Origin of the sequence: Aquimarina spongiae, assembly GCF_900141785.1 — a bacterium.
Classification (GTDB): domain Bacteria; phylum Bacteroidota; class Bacteroidia; order Flavobacteriales; family Flavobacteriaceae; genus Aquimarina; species Aquimarina spongiae.
In genome coordinates this window covers 1,008,688-1,029,209 of record NZ_FQYP01000001.1, presented here as the reverse complement: position 1 = coordinate 1,029,209, position 20,522 = coordinate 1,008,688, and the positions used below count along the sequence as shown (strand labels likewise).

Annotated in this window: 19 protein-coding genes; 9 read left to right on the top strand and 10 right to left on the bottom strand. The window is 36.4% G+C overall.

What is annotated here, in order from left to right:
* The first annotated feature begins 33 nt into the window (after positions 1–33).
* From BUE24_RS04565 to BUE24_RS04555, 3 genes are all read left to right on the top strand, one after another.
* Positions 34–1,197, top strand: coding sequence for a THUMP domain-containing class I SAM-dependent RNA methyltransferase (locus BUE24_RS04565; protein ID WP_244548115.1), 1,164 nt, complete (start codon positions 34–36; stop codon positions 1,195–1,197).
* Positions 1,198–1,320: 123 nt separating this feature from the next.
* Entirely contained in the window at positions 1,321–4,593 is a 3,273-nt protein-coding gene (locus tag BUE24_RS04560) for a VPS10 domain-containing protein (protein ID WP_073314316.1), read from the top strand.
* A gap of 47 nt (positions 4,594–4,640) precedes the next feature.
* Entirely contained in the window at positions 4,641–5,486 is an 846-nt protein-coding gene (locus BUE24_RS04555; RefSeq protein ID WP_073314314.1) for a dienelactone hydrolase family protein, read from the top strand.
* 58 nt (positions 5,487–5,544) lie between these two features.
* Here the strand turns inward: BUE24_RS04555 and BUE24_RS04550 are convergent, their stop codons facing one another.
* The 3 genes from BUE24_RS04550 to rlmD are packed head-to-tail and all read right to left on the bottom strand — an operon-like array spanning position 5,545 to position 8,155.
* Positions 5,545–6,261: a DUF6048 family protein gene (locus BUE24_RS04550; RefSeq protein ID WP_073314312.1), complete on the bottom strand. Its 717-nt coding sequence runs from the start codon at positions 6,259–6,261 to the stop codon at positions 5,545–5,547.
* Positions 6,227–6,742, bottom strand: a complete 516-nt coding sequence (locus BUE24_RS04545) for a DUF6452 family protein (protein WP_073314310.1) — start codon at positions 6,740–6,742, stop codon at positions 6,227–6,229. Before BUE24_RS04545 ends, BUE24_RS04550 begins: the two co-directional genes overlap by 35 nt.
* Before the next feature lie 3 nt (positions 6,743–6,745).
* Positions 6,746–8,155 carry a 23S rRNA (uracil(1939)-C(5))-methyltransferase RlmD gene (gene rlmD, locus BUE24_RS04540; protein WP_073314309.1) on the bottom strand — a complete coding sequence of 470 codons (1,410 nt, stop codon included), beginning with the start codon at positions 8,153–8,155 and terminating at the stop codon, positions 6,746–6,748.
* A gap of 100 nt (positions 8,156–8,255) precedes the next feature.
* Here rlmD and BUE24_RS04535 point away from each other — a divergent pair, with 100 nt between their 5' ends.
* The 3 genes from BUE24_RS04535 (at position 8,256) to rocD (ending at position 10,681) form a co-directional block, all read left to right on the top strand.
* Positions 8,256–8,822: an RNA polymerase sigma factor gene (locus BUE24_RS04535; protein ID WP_073314307.1), complete on the top strand. Its 567-nt coding sequence runs from the start codon at positions 8,256–8,258 to the stop codon at positions 8,820–8,822.
* Entirely contained in the window at positions 8,812–9,198 is a 387-nt protein-coding gene (locus BUE24_RS04530) for a DUF6768 family protein (RefSeq protein ID WP_073314305.1), read from the top strand. The genes BUE24_RS04535 and BUE24_RS04530 overlap by 11 nt, the downstream gene beginning before the upstream one ends.
* A gap of 205 nt (positions 9,199–9,403) precedes the next feature.
* Complete coding sequence (rocD, locus tag BUE24_RS04525) at positions 9,404–10,681, top strand: ornithine--oxo-acid transaminase (RefSeq protein WP_073314303.1); 1,278 nt, start codon at positions 9,404–9,406, stop codon at positions 10,679–10,681.
* A gap of 67 nt (positions 10,682–10,748) precedes the next feature.
* On the opposite strand, the gene BUE24_RS04520 is transcribed toward rocD, so the two are convergent.
* Both BUE24_RS04520 and BUE24_RS04515 read right to left on the bottom strand, forming a co-directional pair.
* Positions 10,749–11,069 (bottom strand): CCC motif membrane protein, encoded by a 321-nt coding sequence (locus BUE24_RS04520; RefSeq protein WP_073314301.1) that lies wholly within the window; start codon positions 11,067–11,069, stop codon positions 10,749–10,751.
* A 20-nt stretch (positions 11,070–11,089) separates the two neighbouring features.
* A complete protein-coding gene (locus tag BUE24_RS04515; RefSeq protein ID WP_073314299.1) occupies positions 11,090–11,371 on the bottom strand; it encodes a DUF2752 domain-containing protein in 282 nt (93 codons plus the stop codon).
* Between the two features lie 93 nt (positions 11,372–11,464).
* Between BUE24_RS04515 and BUE24_RS04510 the strand changes: the two genes are divergently transcribed.
* Complete coding sequence (locus BUE24_RS04510) at positions 11,465–11,674, top strand: hypothetical protein (RefSeq protein WP_073314297.1); 210 nt, start codon at positions 11,465–11,467, stop codon at positions 11,672–11,674.
* The gene (locus tag BUE24_RS04505; RefSeq protein ID WP_084549394.1) at positions 11,674–12,237 is read left to right on the top strand and encodes a Smr/MutS family protein; all 564 of its coding nucleotides are present in this window, start codon (positions 11,674–11,676) and stop codon (positions 12,235–12,237) included. Before BUE24_RS04510 ends, BUE24_RS04505 begins: the two co-directional genes overlap by 1 nt.
* Here the strand turns inward: BUE24_RS04505 and BUE24_RS04500 are convergent.
* Positions 12,224–12,748 carry a hypothetical protein gene (locus BUE24_RS04500; protein ID WP_073314293.1) on the bottom strand — a complete coding sequence of 175 codons (525 nt, stop codon included), beginning with the start codon at positions 12,746–12,748 and terminating at the stop codon, positions 12,224–12,226. The two genes, BUE24_RS04505 and BUE24_RS04500, sit on opposite strands and share 14 nt — an antisense overlap.
* 9 nt (positions 12,749–12,757) lie before the next feature.
* Complete coding sequence (locus BUE24_RS04495; RefSeq protein WP_073314292.1) at positions 12,758–13,657, bottom strand: hypothetical protein; 900 nt, start codon at positions 13,655–13,657, stop codon at positions 12,758–12,760.
* 298 nt (positions 13,658–13,955) lie between these two features.
* Here BUE24_RS04495 and BUE24_RS04490 point away from each other — a divergent pair, with 298 nt between their 5' ends.
* Positions 13,956–15,104: a cysteine desulfurase family protein gene (locus BUE24_RS04490; RefSeq protein ID WP_073314290.1), complete on the top strand. Its 1,149-nt coding sequence runs from the start codon at positions 13,956–13,958 to the stop codon at positions 15,102–15,104.
* Here BUE24_RS04490 and BUE24_RS04485 read toward each other — a convergent pair.
* From BUE24_RS04485 to BUE24_RS04475, 3 genes are read right to left on the bottom strand one after another with little or no spacing between them, the layout of a single operon-like run.
* Positions 15,101–17,572, bottom strand: a complete 2,472-nt coding sequence (locus tag BUE24_RS04485) for a TonB-dependent receptor (protein ID WP_073314288.1) — start codon at positions 17,570–17,572, stop codon at positions 15,101–15,103. The genes BUE24_RS04490 and BUE24_RS04485 overlap by 4 nt on opposite strands.
* Positions 17,573–17,587: 15 nt before the next feature.
* Positions 17,588–19,276: a M23 family metallopeptidase gene (locus tag BUE24_RS04480; RefSeq protein ID WP_073314286.1), complete on the bottom strand. Its 1,689-nt coding sequence runs from the start codon at positions 19,274–19,276 to the stop codon at positions 17,588–17,590.
* Between the two features lie 53 nt (positions 19,277–19,329).
* Entirely contained in the window at positions 19,330–20,376 is a 1,047-nt protein-coding gene (locus tag BUE24_RS04475) for a glycosyltransferase (protein ID WP_073314284.1), read from the bottom strand.
* Positions 20,377–20,522 lie beyond the last annotated feature (146 nt).

Genomic DNA, 20,522 nt, shown 5'->3' with positions numbered 1-20,522 from the left:
TTTGCCTTTTAATTATAAGAGAATACGAAGATAGTGAGCAATTCATTCAAAATGGTAGCCAAAACGCTTTTTGGCTTCGAAGAAATTCTGGCGAAAGAATTAAGAGACCTTGGTGCGCAAAAGGTAGTTGTTGGTAACAGAATGGTTAGTTTTTATGGGGATACAGGGTTTATGTATAAGGCCAATCTCTGCCTTCGAACAGCCATAAAAATATTAAAACCTGTAACATCTCGAAAAATTAAAAATGAGAATGAACTGTATGATTTTATACAAAGTATCCGTTGGAATGATTATATGACAGTAGATGATACTTTTGCGGTGTATGCAACAGTAAATTCTGATCTGTTTAATCATTCCAAATTTATAGCTCTCAAAACCAAGGATGCTATTGTCGATCGATTCCGTAAAGAAAAAGGGAGAAGGCCTAATGTAGATTTGAGTTTTCCTGACCTTTCTGTAGATGTTCATATACAGAGAGACTTGTGCACAGTATCTTTGGATAGCTCCGGTGGTTCGTTGCATTTACGTGGATATCGGACAAATACTAATATCGCTCCAATCAATGAAGTATTGGCTGCCGGATTGTTACTGCTTTCTGGATGGGAAGGGCAATCTGACTTTTTAGATCCCATGTGTGGTAGTGGTACCATTCCTATAGAAGCAGCTATGATCGCTTGTAATATCCCAGCAAATTTGAATAGGAAAGAATTTGCTTTTGAACGATGGCTGGATTGGGATATGGATCTTTTTGAAAAAATAGAAGAAGCATGCTTGAATAAAACACGAAATTTTAGTCATTCTATTATCGGAATGGATAAAGCACCATCTGTGGTGAGAAAGGCTAAAACCAATATAGAAAATGCTAACCTTTCGGATTTCATTAAAGTAAAAGAGCAGAATTTTTTCGAAAGTGAGAAGGAAACCGAAGGGCCGCTTCATATTCTATTTAACCCCCCTTATGATGAACGACTTGAGATTAATGTCCCCGAATTTTATGGAAATATAGGGGATACTTTGAAACGTGGTTATCCGGGGACCAATGCCTGGTTTGTAACTGGTAATCTTGAGGCTTTAAAACATGTAGGACTTCGACCGTCTAGAAAAATTAAAGTTTTCAATGGTAAATTAGAGTCTCGTCTGTTAAAGTATGAAATGTACGCAGGTAGTAAAAAGGCAAAGTATCAGCGTGAAGAATAGCAATTAGGAGCTAATTTTTCTAAGAGTTTTCGAATAGTTTTATGTTTTTGTTAAGAGATAATTATTGAAATAGCGATAATTTTCTGGAATCAATTAAACTATTAACTAATCACCGTAATTGATATGTATCGAAAATTCACACATTTCATTATTAGCTTTCTTTTATTGGTTTCCTCTGGTTCTGTGATGGGACAACGATCCAAGAATACCAATACTCAAAATTCAGTACTTACAGATTCCATTTTTACCGGACTCAAATTTCGTAATATAGGACCTGCATTTATGTCTGGTCGAATTGCAGATATTGCCATCCATCCAGAGAACGAAAGTATCTGGTATGTAGCCGTTGGTTCTGGTGGGGTTTGGAAAACGGTTAACGCCGGAACTACCTGGAATCCTATTTTTGACAAACAAACATCTTATTCTATTGGTTGTGTAACTATTGATCCTACCAATCACAATATCATTTGGGTTGGAACCGGGGAAAATGTAGGAGGACGACACGTAGGTTTTGGAGATGGAATTTACAGAAGTAAAGACGGGGGAGCCACATGGGAAAACATGGGGCTAAAAAACTCAGAGCACATTTCTAAAATTATTATTCACCCAGAAAACAATAATATTATCTGGGTAGCTGTTCAGGGACCTCTTTGGAAAAAAGGAGGAGAACGAGGATTGTATAAATCTACCGATGGAGGAAAAACATGGAAGAAAACCCTTGGCGATAGCCAGTGGGTAGGAGTTACAGATCTACAAATAGACCCCAGGAATCCGGATCGTTTGTATGCCGCTACATGGCAAAGACATCGTACCGTTGCCGCCTATATGGGTGGAGGACCAGGATCAGGGATTCATAGAAGTAATGATGGAGGAGAAACCTGGGAGGAATTAAAGAATGGATTACCAAAATCGTGGATGGGTAAGATAGGATTGGCAATTTCACCACAACAACCTGATATCTTGTATGCAGCTATCGAGCTAGACCGAAGAACTGGCGGTGTGTACCGATCATCAGATAGAGGAACCACCTGGACCAAACAATCTGATGCCGTTTCAGGAGCAACAGGACCTCATTATTATCAAGAGTTGTATGCTTCACCGCATCATTTTGAACGATTGTATTTGGTAGATGTACGTATGCAGATATCAGAAGATGGAGGAAAGACATTCAAAAGAATGAAAGAAGAGCATAAACATTCGGATAACCATGCTATAGCTTTCAGAAAGAACGATCCTAATTATCTGTTAGTAGGTACAGATGGAGGTTTGTACGAATCTTTTGACCTTACTAATAATTGGAAGTTTGTAGATAATCTACCAGTAACGCAATATTACAAGTTAGCGGTAGATGATGCACAACCATTTTATAATATTTATGGAGGTACACAGGATAATAGCACACAAGGAGGCCCTTCCAGAACGGATAATGTACATGGTATTCAAAATTCGGATTGGAAAATTGTCCTGAATTGGGACGGTCACCAACCTGCTACAGAACCAGGAAATCCTGATATCATGTATGCTGAAAGACAGGAAGGGAATTTATCGAGAGTGGATCTCACTACAGGAGAAGTGATCGATATACAACCACAACCAGGTGCTAATGAGAATTTTGAAAGGTTCAATTGGGATGCTCCAATTTTGGTTAGTGCTCACGATCCGAAAAGAATTTATTTTGCTTCGCAACGTTTATGGAGATCTGATAATCGTGGAGACAAATGGACAGCTTTATCTGGAGATTTAACCAAAAACCAAGAACGAATTGAATTACCAATTATGGGTAAAAAGCAATCTTGGGATGCTCCTTGGGACTTTTTGGCAATGTCTAATTATAATACCATTACTTCAATTGCCGAGTCACCAAAAAAAGATGGAGTGCTATATATAGGAACGGATGATGGGATTATTCAAGCCACTGAAGATGGAGGTAGTAATTGGAGACGTATCAATGTAAACGCATTACCAGGTGTTCCTGCCACTGCATTTGTAAATGACATCAGGGCGGATCTTTTTGATGCAGGGACCGTATATGTAGCTCTGGACAATCATAAATATGGTGACTTTAGTCCTTATTTGCTAAAGAGTACAGATAATGGGAGAACCTGGAAATCTATAAAAGGGAATTTGCCAAGTAAGACATTGGTATGGAGATTGGTACAAGATCATGTAGATCCAAATTTATTGTTTATTGCTACAGAATTTGGTATTTATTTCAGTAATAATGGAGGAAATAGATGGGTACAGTTAAAAGGCAATGTACCTACCATATCATTTAGAGATATCACGATTCAGCGTAGAGAAAATGATTTGGTAGCCGCTTCTTTTGGTAGAGGATTCTTTGTTTTTGATGACTACTCGGCATTGCGAAATATTTCGGCCGCAAAATTAAACCAAGAAGCGACTTTATTCCCTGCAAGAGATGCTTGGTGGTATATTGCTAAGCCAGATATTGATTTTGATGATGAAAAAGGAAGTTTAGGAGCATCTCATTATGTGGCACCTAATCCGGATTTTGGAGCTGTCTTTACCTATTATTTAAAGGATGGTTATGAATCAGCTACAGAAACGAGGAAAAAATCAGAGAAAAAGAATAAAGGAAAAGATATTGCATTTCCAGGGTGGGACAAAGTGGATGAAGAAAGTATTGCATCCAAACCAGCTGTGGTGATCACAATAACCAACGATCAAGGGAAAGCAGTACGACGTATTTATGGTCCCGTTACTTCAGGGTTTCATCGTATATCCTGGGATTTAAAATACCCTGCACCTGATGCAGTTTCTTTGGAGATACAACAATATCCGTTTGGAGCGCCAGAAGGATTTATGGCAGCACCAGGCAGATATACTGCAACCTTGTCTAAAATAATAGATGGAACGGTGACATCACTTTCTGAGTCCATTACTTTTGAAGTAAAACAATTAAGAAAAGGTGCTTTGGAAGGAGCTTCTATGAATGAGGTAACTTCTTTTTGGAGAGATTACGAAAATACGATTAGAGAAGTTTCTGCTACAGGGTTAAAGCTAAGCAAGGCTAACAAAAAGATAAAGGCTATGCATACTGCCCTGAAAAGAGCAACTGCTGCACCTAGTGATTTGGATTCTAGGATTGCTACTTTAAGAAAGAACTTGCTAGGCATTCAAAAGAAATTTAGTGGCAGTCCATCAAAAGGTCAGGTAGGGGAGAAAAGTAAGCCTACCATTCAATCTCGTATGTTTGCTATTTTTAAGGGAGTACAGCGTTCTACCTACGGACCTACAGCTACTCATATAGAAACTATGAGTATTATCAAGAATCAATTAGCTGCAATTACTACGCAATTCAATGGAGTTCAAAATGAAATGAATTCAGTATTAAAGGCAATGAAAGATGCAGGAGCCCCTTATGTAGCTGACTAAAAGAATGAAATGTAATTTTTAAACTAACTACGTTAATATTAATCATCATGAAATACTTTGTATTATTATTTTGCTCATTACTAATCTTGAGTTGTAAACAAAACCAATCAGAAAAAGAAACCACGGCAGAGGAGAAGCAAACTGAAACTGTTGTAGAAAAACCAGTTAAAGTTAAAGGAGAACAGGTGGACTATACTTCTGATAGTTTAAAAATGAAAGGATACGTCGCTTTTAACGAAAATTCTGAAGAAAAACGACCTGGAATTATTGTGGTGCACGAATGGTGGGGGCATAATGATTATGTTCGTCAAAGAGCAGATATGCTTGCAGAGCTTGGTTATGTGGCAATGGCCGTCGACATGTATGGAGATGGTAAACTTGCAGCTCACCCAGATGATGCAGGTAAGTTTGCTATGAGTGTAATGGGAAATATAGATTCGGCAACCAATAGATTTAATGCGGCTTTAGAAATGCTGAAAGCACATCCATCTGTAGACCCAAATAAGATTGCAGCAATAGGATATTGTTTTGGAGGTAGTGTGGCGCTTACCATGGCCAATGCTGGTTTAGATCTGGATGCGGTCGCTGCATTTCACAGTGGGGTTCAATTACCAGTAATGCCTAGTGATAAATTAAAAGCTAAGGTTTTGGTATGTAATGGTGCAGAAGATCCGTTTATTCCGGCAGAGAGTGTAGAAAACTATAAAAAAGCTATGGATAGTCTAAAAGCAGATTATAAGTATATTGCTTATGAAAATGCGACCCATTCTTTTACCAGCAACGCGGCAGATTCTATTGGAAAGCAATTCAATTTGCCATTAGCTTATCAAAAAGAGGCAGATGAGAAGTCTTGGCAAGAATTACAACAATTACTGAACCGAGCGTTTGAGTAACAATAAAGGTCAAAAAAGATCATATAATAGCCTTGCGGATAATAATTCGCAGGGCTATCTATTTTTTCTTCTTGAAAAGCGGTAGTAAATAGCTAATAGTATAATTATATCCCACTCCTATATCACTGAAATCATTTGTCCTTCCAAATCCAGGAATGTAAAGATTGTCAAAACGATCAGGAGTTTCTTCACTTACCAAATTTCTTAAAGAGATACTCGCACCCAGATAGAAATTATGGATAAGCTCTACTTCGAGTCCTAAAACGAGTTCTACCCAACTGGCAGTTAACCCATCTTCGCTTATTGGTTCGGTGATGGTGTTTTCTCCAAAGAAATTAGTTCCTGTAAAGATGTTGTATTCGTTCAAGGTTTGATCAAAGGTTGAAAATCCATATCGTACTCCTACATAGATACTGTTTTGCATCCCATACCAATTGTCATAAATGTTATAATCTATTCCAGCTCTGATATAGCTGCCTGATCCTTCTACATTTACATTTTCTTCATCTCTGATCAATGATTCGTTACCTATCTCTCCAGCAATGTATAGTTTACGATAAACTCGGTAATCGGCTTCTATTTCAAAACCTGAATAGTTGTCATCTACAGAAGTTCTAAGTATTCGAGCAAGATCGACACCTGCTCTTAATCCATATTTTTCGCCAGGAGGTAAGGTATCTCTAGCTGAGATTTTTTTAGGTTCTTCATCCTGTGCAAAAATGCAACCGGTAAAAATAATACTAATGAAAAATAAATATGTGCGCAGTTGTTTCATCTGTTACGTTCAATCGTTCTACGTTTATATCTTGTATCCAAGTTCCATCATCACCAGCTTCTACAGGTGAGTTCGAAAGCCCCTGAAAGGTCACTCTAAAGCCACAAGCACTACTTACATACTCTTCTTCGGGAGTATATTGAATACTTATAGTATCGGTATTAGAAGCTACTTCGTCGTTGGTGGTGTCCGAATTGATGGTTAATTGATATTCGGTGATAGACTCATTGGTTCTCAAGGGAATCATAATAGAGTCGGTTACGGTTCCAAAATTAAAAGGGTTTTCTACACCAACCGCTCGTACTTCTAGCTCTACCGGGTTTTTAATTTCTGAGGTGTTATCAAAATCCAGAAACTTAATAATAAGCATAGGAGTAGTAGGGGTCCCCTCGGCACAAATATCATCTCTCTCACAACCCCAAAAAGAAAGGCTTATACCAGCCAATAGGAATAGAAATAAAGGAAATTTATTTATTCTCATGAGTTATCTTTTTTCTAATAGTACAACGTTCTCTACATGATAAGTTTGTGGAAACATATCCACAGGTTGTACTTTGGTTACTTTGTAATCCCTATCTAATAACGCCAGATCTCTAGCTTGTGTTGCACTATTACAGCTTACATAAACAATTTTTTGAGGCGAAATTTGTAACAGTTGGGCTACAACATCTTTATGCATTCCGTCTCTTGGCGGATCGGTGATTACCACTTCTGGTTGACCGTGTTGATCGATAAAGTCTGAAGTAAAAACTTTTTTCATGTCACCCACATAAAACTCAGCGTTATCAATCTTGTTTCTTTGTGCGTTCTCTTTGGCATCTTCAATAGCTTCAGGCACAGCCTCTACACCGATTACTTTTTTTGCATTTTTGGCAACAAATTGTGCTATGGTTCCAGTACCAGTATATAAATCATACACCAATTCTTCTCCAGTCAAACCTGCAAATTCTCTGGTGATTTTGTACAATTCGTAAGCTTGTTTTGAATTGGTTTGATAGAAAGATTTGGCATTTACTCTAAATCGTAAACCTTCCATTTCTTCTTCGATATATGCCTTTCCTTTGTAACAAACTACCTCTTGATCATAGATAGTGTCGTTCCCTTTGGGGTTAATAACATATTGTAAAGAAGTAACTTCAGGAAATCGATCAGCAATAAAATCCATGAGAAGTGTTCTTTTTTCAGCATCATCATAAAAGAACTGAACAAGCACCATGATCTCACCTGTAGAAGCAATACGAATCATTAGTGTCCTTAGTAAACCTTCTTGCTTTCTAGCGTTGTAAAAAGGGATCTGATGTTTGGTAGCAAATGCCTTTACTTCATTTCGAATCGCATTACTTGGATCTTCCTGAAGATGGCAATGCTCAATATCTAAAATCTTATCCCACATTCCAGGCATATGAAACCCAAGCGCGTTTCTATTGTCAATCTCCTGATTGTTTTGGATTTCTTCTAGAGTAAGCCATCGACTATCACTAAAAGAAAATTCCATTTTGTTTCTATAGAAGTATTGATCTTTTGAACCCAAAATAGGAGTAATCTCTGGTAATTCTATTTTGCCCAATCTTGTTAGGTTGTTTACCACTTCATTTTGTTTATAAGCAAGTTGATGCTGATAATCCATAAACTGCCACTTACAGCCACCACAAGTTCCAAAATGTTTACATTTTGGTGTGGTACGTTTATCAGAATAGGTATGAAATTGGGTAGCGATACCTTCGTAATACGCCTTGCGCTTTTTGGTGGTTTGTATATTTACTACATCTCCTGGTACTGCATTAGTAAGAAAAACTACTTTTCCATCGGGTGCCTTGGCGATACTTTTTCCTTTGGCCCCGGCATCAATAACTTCAATATGCTCAAAAATCTGTCTTCTGTTCTTTCTTGCCATAGCGCAAAAATAAGAATAGAAAGCATATACTTATTAAATATTCGGGATATCTTACAAAAGAAATGAACCTAATTACTTTTTCTTCGTCTATTCTATAGAGATGAGTTCAAAACAGACACATAAAATCTTTGATGCCTTATTGGTGTTGCAATATCAATCCGGAAATGATAAAGCAGCGACACTATTAATCAAAAGATGGAACTCAAGATTATATCGACACGCTTGCTGGTATACCAAGAATGAAGAAATTTCTAAGGATATCGTTCAGGAAAGTTGGACAAAAATTCTTCAGAAAATCAATGAACTAAAGAACCCAAATACTTTTGGGAGCTGGGCTTTGACCATAGTTACCCGTAAGGCAATTGATTGGCAAAGAAAACATAAAAAAACGTCTGACTTTAAAAAGGAATTTCAACATCAACAAAATAATGAGAAAATCACTGTTGAAATTACAAATAGAGAAGAGACCGTGGTTCTTATAAGAAAAGCAATAAAAGAACTACCAGAAAAGCAACAAATTGTTCTTCGACTTTTTTATGTAGAAGAATACAGTGTAAAAGAAATAAGCGATATCATCCAGGTTTCTGTTGGAACTGTAAAATCAAGGCTATTTACGGCTAGAGAACAATTAAAACTAATTTTAAAAAATAAGAATTATGAAAAATGAGATAAAAGATATTGATAGGTTAATCAAAGAAACGTTGAGTGAAGAAGAAGCAAAGTTTTATGACGAGTTAGATGAGCAAAATATTTTTGAAATGATTGGTGGATTGTATACTACCAAAAACCGATGGATCATGATTATGATGAGCATTGTGAATGTAATCGTATTTGGTCTTTTTGTTTACTGTATCATCCAGTTGTTTAATACCGATGATACCAATGAATTGATTAGATGGGTAGGAGCAGGCTTTTTCTGTGCAATGATCACCTCAATGTTGAAGCTATATTCATGGATGCAAATCGATAAAAATGCGTTGTTAAGAGAGATGAAAAGATTAGAACTTCAGGTATCTTCTTTGGCTAGTAAAGTATCCTCATGATACGGTATTCGCAAAATTTAGGCACCTCTATTTAGATTTAAAAAAAACAAGCGCGTTATCGGGGTTAAAACTAATAATTCGATAAAGATTTATTATTTTGCGACACTTTTAGGGATGATTTCTCTCCCACGCTGAATTTTCGATTCTTTTCGAAAGGATAAAGGTATAGAAGGAATGGTTATTTTATCAATTTAAATTATTAAAAATGGCTGTTTTAGAAAATTTAACTTCGCAACAAGCAATTGATTTAGAGAACAAGTATGGAGCTCATAATTACCATCCACTACCCGTGGTTTTGAGTAAGGGAGAAGGAGTGTATGTTTGGGACGTAGAAGGAAACAAATACTATGATTTTCTTAGTGCATATTCTGCGGTAAACCAAGGACATTGTCACCCAAAGATTGTGGATGCAATGACAAGTCAGGCTAAGACCTTAACGCTTACCTCTAGAGCATTTTACAATGATAAACTTGGCGAATACGAGAAATTTGCCTCAGACTACTTTGGATTTGACAAACTGCTACCTATGAATACTGGAGCAGAAGCTGTAGAAACGGCGCTTAAGGTATGTAGAAGATGGGCGTATCAAGAAAAAGGTATTGCCGAAAATGATGCCCAGATTATCGTTTGTGAAAACAATTTTCATGGAAGAACTACAACCATCATATCATTTTCTAATGATCCTGTAGCGAGAAAGAACTTCGGGCCATACACCCAAGGTTTTATTAAAATAGAATATGATAATCTTACTGCATTAGAAGATGCGTTGTCTAACAACAAAAATGTAGCAGGATTTTTGGTAGAGCCTATACAAGGTGAAGCGGGAGTTTACGTGCCATCTGAAGATTATCTGGAAAAAGCAAAGGCATTATGTGAGAAACACAATGTGTTATTTATCGCGGATGAAGTTCAAACTGGTATTGCCAGAACGGGAAGATTGTTGGCTACTTGTGGAAACTGTTCTTGTAAAGACAAAAATTGCTCGGGAACTCCTCAGGTAAAACCTGATATTCTGATATTAGGTAAAGCGTTAAGTGGTGGAGCGTATCCAGTGTCTGCTGTTTTGGCAAATGATGATATCATGAAAGTAATTACTCCAGGAAGTCACGGAAGTACTTTTGGAGGAAACCCGATAGCAGCTGCAGTAGCTATGGCTGCTTTAGAAGTGGTGAGGGATGAGGAACTTGCAGAAAACGCATTTCAATTGGGAGCCTTATTCCGAGAAGAAATGAACAAATACATCGAGAACTCTGATATTGTTAAGTTGGTTCGAGGGAAAGGATTGTTGAATGCTATCGTAATTAATGATTCTGAAGATAGTGATACTGCCTGGAACATTTGTGCAGCTTTAAAAGAAAATGGTCTTCTGGCAAAACCTACTCATGGTAATATCATTCGTTTTGCACCACCATTGGTAATGAACAAAGAGCAGTTATTAGAGTGTGTTTCTATTATCACAAAAACCTTAAAAGACTTTGAGTAAAATATCAAATAGATTATAAACAAAAAATCCCGCCTGATGCGGGATTTTTTTATGAGAATACGTTGGATTAACCACCGTAGTTTTTCATGATTTCTTCTTGCATTTCTAGAATACCATCGTATCCTACAGTAGCAAACATAAAAATTACATACGCTAGGTAAAGAGCACTAACGATTAAACCAATGATCGCTAAAATTTTACCAGTTTTTACATTTTGATAACCCGTATATAACTCTGGATTTTCATTATATAAAGCAGTTGCTTTTTTCGCCATAATGATTGCGATAATAGCAAAAATAATTCCGAATCCGTAACAACAGCATCCCACTATAGATAGAATACCAAATACTAAAATCAGGGTGGAATTGGGTAACGTCTGTTTTTCCATAATATTGATTAATTGATTAGTTAAAAAATAATTTTCATTTTGATTACATAACTTATAATCATGGTAAGTATGGTAGTAATCATGAGACCAGCTTTGATAACCTGATCATATCTAAACTTAACAAATAAGTTAAATCCTAAAAAAATAAGTAATAATAAAAGAGGATAAATAGCAGGGTACATCTGAAACGCTGCTGCAAACTCACCTTTGAATAAAAGAGCTATGGATCTTTGCATGCCACAACCCATACAATCAACCCCGAAAATCTTTTTATTAAGGCAAGGAAGCATGTATTTTTCCAATAGAAAAGGTTTTATTGTTTACTGCAATATACATAATTATGTTATTTGTCCTATAAACCTTCACAAAAATCTATTATTTGATATTTTTGCAATATGATTACAACTAAGTTGAAAAGAGTTTTAAGTCTGTTGCTTATTCTCATGGGGGCAATTGCCCTTATAAGTGAAATTGCTTCTGTGCAAAAGAATTACTATATACAGAGTGTGGGGGTAGTTTTGTTGATGTTAGGATTGTTTATGGTAAATACAAAATTGTCATCAAAATCCGAGGTAGAACAAGAAGAATATTTAGAGGAAGAATGATGAAAATTGGGGATATTGTATCTGTTTTGGATGAGCCTATTACTGGTAAGGTTATAGAAATAAATGCTTTAGAAGTTACTATTGCTTCTGAAGATGGCTTTGATATGACTTTTTTGAAAAGTGAAGTGGTTAAGATTGAATCTCAGGAAATGATCATTCCTTCATATGAAGAAGTGCATGAGAATCTTCAGGATAAAGAGATTTTTAAGAAAAAACCAAAAAGAAAGAGTAGCATCAAATCCAAAGAAAGGCATTTGCCTCCTATGGAAGTCGACCTGCATATCGATAAACTCATAAAATCTACAAAAGGAATGACTAACCATGATATGGTTACTTTACAGCTGGATACCGCGAAGCGACAGCTGGATTTTGCGATTCAGAAACGGATTCCTAAAATTGTATTTATTCACGGAGTAGGGCAAGGAGTTTTAAAAGAGGAATTGAAGTACCTTTTTGGGCGATATGATAATGTAAGGATTTCGGATGCGAATTATAGAAAATATGGCTTGGGAGCCATGGAGGTATATATTCTTCAAAATCCTAAATCATCTACTTGGGAATAGTAATTTCATCAGAACCAAAATTGATTCGTTCCTGTCTTACCTCAATTTCAGTACCTATTAAGGTAATATTTTCAAGCACAATCGATCGTGTATAAGTAATGTCTGTATCGGTTTGACTAAGTTCGGTATAGGTAATAGTTGCGGTACCGTTTGAGCTTATTAGTTCTTGTGTTACTTGTATGTTACCGGGAGGAACGCTACTACAAAAGTATGTGTTGCCGTCAATACTATTATCAAACTGTCGATAAACTAACACGTTGGATGTGCTATTTAAGGTAATCGAGAAAGTTAGATCTGTGGGAACGGTGTTCAATTCAAAAGTAGTGCTAGTAAAACTTAAGGATAATGCTTGATTGATAGACGGATCTATCTTAAAGAAAACAAAATCGTCTCCATTAGAACAGTTTTCTACGCTTGCAGTAAAATCAAAATTATCTTCGATTACATCCCCCTCACTACATCCTAATATAAAAATGACAGCTGTTAATATGCAATAAATTCTAAATTTCATATGCTTGTTTTACAATTCTGTGGTAATAGAAATGGTTGTTTCTCTCGATCCAAACGAGAAGTTATCATCTTGAAAGTTGCCATTATTCCCATCAAACTGTATTCCGGTTATATTTACAGTAGTGGTAAATGTGGTTTGGATAGTGTTATTCCTTGAAGGAGCAACGATTACTTCTGCATTGGTAGATTCTGGATCCAAATAAAAAGGTAATTCCCCTGGTGCAGCACGATCATCCCTTGGATTACCATTTTGGTTTGCATCCTCATTTCGTGTTAAGATTCCGTCGTTATCATCATCTTCTTCCAAATAATCTGGGATTCCATCTTCATCTGTATCCCTAGGGTCATCATTGTCAGGAATACTGTTTGCTAATTCCTCACTGGTTAAAATATTATCATTGTCGTCGTCCTGATCCAAATAATTTGGAATTCCGTCTCCATCCGTATCGTCATCAGTTAAATCATTATTTCCATTTAAGTCTTCATCTTCAGCAGCTATTCCATCATTATCATCCTCCAAAGTTATAAGAGTTTCAATCGTTGCAGTTCCAGCAATACCCACCATTTCTTCGGTAACGATAACATCACCAGGAGGGATGTTGGAACAATAGTAATCGGCAGTAATGGCAATATTAAACTGTCTATAGATCAAACTACTGTTTCCGTCATTCAAATTAATGGTAATAGGCATGGCGGTCTCTTCGGTTTCAGAAAAATCAGCACTTACAAAATTGAAAGATATCGCCTCATTAACCCCCTGATTGATTTTAAAGAAAACAAACTCGTTTTCTGCAGCTCCACTGCACAATTGAAGATCAACATCGTCAAATTCGAAACTTGTAATGATGATGTCACCATCATCACAGGACCATAATAGGATTATAAAAAGAAGAAAAACAAATCTTTTCATAGATATATACACTAGTGATATTTACTTTTAAACATTTACACAACTAAAGACGATTAAAAAAAGTAAATGTTCACTGTTATTTTAATTATCGATGTTAATAAAAGTAAATATTCACGGTTATTTTAATCATGATTTTTGACAAAAGTAAAGGAATTGAAAGATTATAACGTGTCTTGCTGAAAATAATTTTATTTGAGTAGTTTTGTAGTACTAAAAATTATGAATTTCTTAAAATGTTAAAGGAATTTTTATAGTTTTTTTTAGTATTCTAGAATAAACAACTAATCAATTGATTTTCATGCAAAAAGTTTATTTTGATAGTGCCGCAACCACAAGAGTAAGACCAGAAGTTATACAAAAAATGATATCAGTACTAGAAGAAGATTTTGGAAATCCTTCTTCTACCCATGGGTTTGGACGTTCTGCTAAGAATCACATCGAGCAAGCTCGTAAAAATATTGCTGGGTATTTGGGGGTGAAAGCTTCCGAAATCATTTTTACCTCTGGAGGTACGGAGGCGGATAATTTGGCGCTGAATAGTGCTGTTCGTGATTTGGGAGTGCAACATATTATTACTTCAAAGATAGAACATCATGCGGTGTTGCATACTGTTCAGGAAATCGAATCCAGAAGTGGTATTAGAGTGAGCTATGTGGAGATTAAAGAAGATGGAAGCGTTGACTACGATCATCTAAGGTCTCTACTACAAGATGCCACAGAAAAAACTTTGGTTAGTTTGATGCATGTGAATAACGAAGTGGGAACTATTCTGGATATCCAAAGAGTGGGGGAGTTATGCAAAGAGCACGATGCTCTTTTTCATAGCGATATGGTGCAGTCTATCGGTCATTTGGAAGTAAATTTGGCTGAGCTTCATGTAGACTTTACAGCGGTGAGTGCGCATAAATTTCATGGTCCAAAAGGAGTAGGGTTTGCCTACATTCGAAAGAATTCTGGTTTGAAACCTCTAATTTTTGGAGGAGAACAGGAGCGCGGTTACAGAGCAGGTACTGAAAGTGTTCATAATATTGCCGGTATGGATGAAGCTTTGAAATTAGCTTTTGAACATCTTACCGAAGAAAAAACATATATCCAGGATCTGAAACAATACTTTGTAGATACTCTAAAACAAGAAATAGAAGGTGTAAAGTTTAATGCAAAGTGTTGTCAACCGGATCATAGTACCTATACGCTAATTAATGTATGTTTGCCTGTTCCTGCAGAAAAAGCAGGGATTCTGTTATTTCATTTGGATATCAATGGTATCGCCTGTTCTAAGGGAAGTGCTTGTCAAAGTGGAAGTAGCAAAGGGTCTCACGTGCTTTCAGAAATATTGACTGATGAAGATCTACAAAAGCCTTCTGTTCGTTTTTCATTTTCCAAATACAACACAAAAGAGGAAGTAGATTATGTAGTAGATGTGCTAAAGAAGTTTATTGAAGACTAGAATTTCATTCCCATTCTTACATTAAATACTCGCGGTGTTAAGAAGTTAGGAACTGCAAACTGTCGTTGGCTTGAAGCGTCTCTTACAAAAGTATTGGTAATCGAGTTTTGGTTATCAAAAATATTATAGATCTCTACACCAAGGCTTAGTTCTCTAAATGTATTAAAGAAGTTCCCTTCTTTTAAACGCTTGTTAGCATCGACCACAACATACGATACCCCCAGATCAGCACGGCGATAATCTCGTAGTCTTGATTGAAATTCGTATGGGTCTGCAAAACTTGGTGATCCACCAGGTACACCAGTCTGGTACACAAGGTTGAGATACCCTTTTAAACTTGGTATCGAAGGTACATAATCCTGCAACAGAATTCCCACTTTCAAACGTTGATCTGTTGGTCTGGAGATATACCCTCGATTATCAATATTTTCTTCGGTTTTTAAATATCCAATACTTACCCAGCTTTCTGTACCGGGAACAAATTCTCCGTTTAAACGAACATCTGCTCCAGCGGCATAAGCTTCAGCATTGTTTCTTGCTCGATAACGAATTCTTACATTTTCTATGGTGTATGGATTTACATCAGTCAGCTTTTTGTAAAATACTTCTGATGTTAATTTGAATGGACGATTCCACAATTTAAAACTATAATCATTACCCAACACCACATGGATGGATTGTTGTGCTTTTACTTCTGGTCGTACCACTCCAAGAGAATCTCTTAGTTCCCTGTAGAATGGTGGTTGATGATAGAACCCACCCGAAACTCTAAAAAGCATATCTGCTTCCCAATTGGGCTTAATAGCGAATTGTGCTCTTGGGCTAACGACAATTTGTGAGTCTGAACTATTTACTGTAGCTCCAGAGATATTCCAGTTATGTGTACGCACACCAATATTTGCCCATATTTCATTGTCTTTGATCGTGGAGCGGATGCTATATTGAGCATATCCCGAAATTCTATCTATTTTGGTTTCATTAATTGCTCTTACACTGGTAAAAGGTACAATTGGACTTGCAAAAGGAGTAAAAGGCTGATCGTTGACAAAGTCATTAAATGGTGGTCTGATGGCAAAACCAGCAGAGTCCACAATTTCGAATTCTTGTAAACGATCTTTGATATCTTCGTGCGTATATTTTATCCCCCAATCAAATTGGTGTTGGTCTTTTTTATAAGTACCGCGATGTTCTGCATTAAATATGAGTGCATCAAGATCGTTTCGCGCATGAGTGAGCTGTGAACCAATACCCTCGGCAAATTCTATTTCTCCCAAATCTTCACTTCCGATATCAGTATTAACCGTTCCCAGGGCGTAAGATGCCAAAATATCAAAATGTTCTTGCTCTTGTGTTTGATATGCAGATCCTATAAATCTTAATGTTAGGTTTTCGTTTGGTTTGTAAGTTCCTTTTAAAGCTCCAAAATAAGTGTCATAACGATCTTCTTCCTGACCTTGATAATTTACTCTTAAGGCCTGAACGGTTTGTAAAGTCCCAAAGTTAATTTGCTCGGTTATGGGCTCGTAATCGTATTTGTTAATAGCTAAGTTACCTAAGAACCCCAGTTCGAAGGTGTTGGAAATGTTGTATGATAAATACGTTTGTATATCTGCAAATAATGGCTGAAAATTAGTTTCGGTATTTCGGGCATCTACCAATAGTCGATTGTCTCTATATCGTACACCCACCATACCGGATAGTTTTTTGTTTTTGGAAATAGCTCCTGCGGCTACACTTCCTCCAAGTAAACTCAAGTTAGCAGTAGCATTTGCCCGGGTAGGTCTTTTGTAAGTGATGTCCAGAACAGAAGAGAGTTTATCTCCATATTTTGCCTGGAATCCTCCCGCAGAAAAATCTACATTACGCACCAAATCACTATTCACAAAACTGAGACCTTCCTGTTGCCCGGATCGGATTAGGAAAGGTCGGTATACTTCAATTTCATTGATATACACTAAGTTTTCATCAAAATTACCCCCTCGTACTGCATATTGTGTACTTAGTTCATTATTTGAACTCACCCCAGGAAGACTTTTTAATAAGGCTTCTACACCAGCGTTAGCTGATGGTGTCGTACGAATGGTTTCAGGATCTAGCGTGGTAATTCCTTCTACTGTCTTTCGTTCTCGCCCCGATATAACCACAGTACTTATTTGTTCTACATTAGTCTTTAGAACCGGGTTCAATTCATACTCTTGATTTTCTTCAAGATTAATGGTGAATTCTAAACTTTTAAGTGCAATATGAGAGACTTTAATAGTAACCTCTTTATTTGCGGGAATGCTTAGCTCATATACTCCGTTTTGATCGGATTGTGTACCAGAATTTTCAAAACTGATATTTGCTCCTTGTACTGGCGTGTTATTTTCGTCAAGTATGATACCTTTCAACAGTGCCTTTTGTGCAACCGTGCTACTGCTTATGAAAAGAGTAAAAAAGGTGAAGAGAAAGAGTAAGCGATTTTTCAAAAAAGTGAGTTGGTTTTAAGGTTTTCTATAAAATGTGGTTTCAAATGTAGCTCGATTGCCTACATTATCTAACACTACAAGTTTAAAATTATTTTCTGAATCTGTAACAATTTTGTCGTTAAAATCATAAATCAGCATTCCGGTTTTGTAATCGTATTCCATCAAAATAAACTTCCCATTTAATGTACCACGATAGCTTTTTACCCCAGATCCAGAGTCATTGATTTTAATTTTTAGATGGGTAGCGCTCGAGATCCACTTTTTACTAGCCACATTGATTGGAACAATGACAGGCTTTTGCGTATCCGAAAAAAGCGAGTAAGTACCAAATGTTCTGGTACGTGTAGAAAACCGTTTTCCTTTTTTATTGGTTCTGGAGTACGAGGATTTTTTATCGCTGATAACTCTTCCGATATACATTTTCTTTAAGTCTTCATCCTTGTATCTCGACACATCAAAGGCCAGAGTCATATTTTTATGTAATGGAGTCTGATCATTATGAATTTTGGCAGTTTCTCCACTAACCGAAATATCAAGATAAGTATCTTCATACAGACTTCCTTTTGGAATTAGCAAATCAAACAAACCTGAAGTATAAGTGAAGTTTTGGTTAGCCAATGCAAGATCAGGAGTTTCGATGGTTTCTTTTATTTTGATCTGATCTTCTTTTTTACCTTGTATAGGTACCTCGATGGTAGTGCTATTGTTTTTGAAATCTTTAATTTCAATCAAATAACTATAAGATAGGCTATCTTTTACGGTCAAAATACCGTTGTTTTCTTTCTTTTTATAAACAGATAATGGATTGTTGGGTTCAACATACAATTTACTGATCCTTGAACGGTGTTTTTTATAGTGTCCATAATCGATTAGCCGATTCACATAACGAGTTTCAGAAAATGAAAATCGATTCATTTGAAATTTAAGATTTTCCTGACCATTAATGGCGGTCGTAATCTCAAAAACACCATTTCTATTAGCCGCTAGATCCAGTTTGTCTATGGTAGAAACTCCAAACCCAATTTCTCCTAAAGCAGTAATAGGTTCTGCTTTATAGTTTCCATTCTCTTGTGGAGTAAGTGTAAGTCTGTAGGGGAGTTGCGTTCCATTTACATGTGATTCTTTCTCCAAACTATAGGCCCAAAGGCTATTGATAATTGGTCTTTTGGTATCTTGCGCCTCTATTCCAAAAATCATGGGGTTCATTGGTCTGGATCTGCTATCTCTTATTTCAAAATGTAAATGAGGTCCCGAGCTTCCTCCAGTATTACCACTATAGGCAATGGTGTCTCCTTTTTTTACTGTTAGGGTACCGGATTTTGGAAAGAGTTCTATTTCATAAGATTCCTTGTCGTATTGTCTTTTCTTTACATAGGCTTCAATTTCGGGAGCAAACTTTTGAAGATGAGCATATACTGAAGTATATCCATTGGGATGAGCAATATAAAGTGCTTTTCCATATCCACCATGAGAAACCTTTATTCTACTCACCCTTCCAGATGCGCTGGCGTATACATTCAGCCCTTCTTCACCATTGGTTTTAAGATCTAATCCCGAATGGAAGTGATTCGATCGGAGTTCCCCAAAGGTACCTGAAACAACAGATTCAATATCGAGAGGGTGGGCAAAATATCCTGTTTTGAGATCATCCTGACCTTGACAAAAGAAAATACTACATATGAATATCAAAAGACTTAAACGCATAGACGAAATAGAATAGGTGTTTACGGATTATAAAACTACTTATTTTTTTAGAGTTACATTTGTTTTAAGGAAGCATTTACGGCATCTTTAAGATATCCTCCACTAATTATTTTTGTTCTGGCTTTATCAACATTAGCTTTCATGGCTAGATAATCTTCTTGAGTTAGTCCTGCTAGTGTATCGCTCAGATCGGCTAGGTTGCTAATCGCAATACCAAGTCCATTTTCCAAAACAAAAGTACTTATGGCAGCTTTATCCCAAACAATGATAGGAAGACCACATAGTAAATACAAGGATGTTTTATGTGGATTATTAAACATTAAATATCGACCGTATTGTCCGCTACATTCTTCGGTAGAAATACCATCCCAAACCAAACCAAACGATCCTTCAATATGATAGGCTACTACATCTGAAGGGAAAGCTCCTTGATAGGATAAAACCGATGTTTCTTTAGAAGCTTTTAGCTTTTCATAATCAAAACCAATGCCATAGAGCTTCATCTTGAAATCATTCTTTTCTAAAGTGTCTAAATCATAGATGTACGAATTTTTTCCTTCACCAAAACCTCCTGCATATACAATTTCATAAGGTTTTGTTCCTTTGTTTTCATTGTTTTGTGTAGGTAATCCTTTTTGAAGTATATAATCAAAGATTCCTAGCACAACAACTGGGATATTTATGTTTTGTTCCAAAAACCACTTTTTCATGGCTTCATTATGAACGATGATAACGTCGGATCCTTTGATTTTTTTTAAATCCTTATCTACATTACCAGTTCGACCTTTCAAAAATCGCACATCATGAACAATGGTAATGATTTTACACCCTTTTAGTTTTGCCATAAACATGACATAATTTCTAAACTTATTTAATGGATACTGCGTGCATAATGTACTTTTGAAAGGAAGTCTTAACAAGGCGATAGAAATACCAAAAAAGTTTTTGATGGTTCCGATCGCAGAATTGGGGATGGATGATTGTTTGAAACCAAGATTTTTAAAGCCCATATCCTTCAATATCCACTCGCAATCTGTTTTCGCTTTGCCAGCGGCGTTAAAAAGGGATTTGTAATTTCTTGATATATAATAGCTCCTCATAGTGTTCTAATTTCAGGAAGGAAAGATACATACATTTTGTTTTTTTGTGCTACAATGGAATGATATTTTATTCGTTCAACTTTTGAGAGGAAATATGTAAAATTAAGTCACCATAAAAGCTTAGCTTTGGCAAATATTGATCTCTC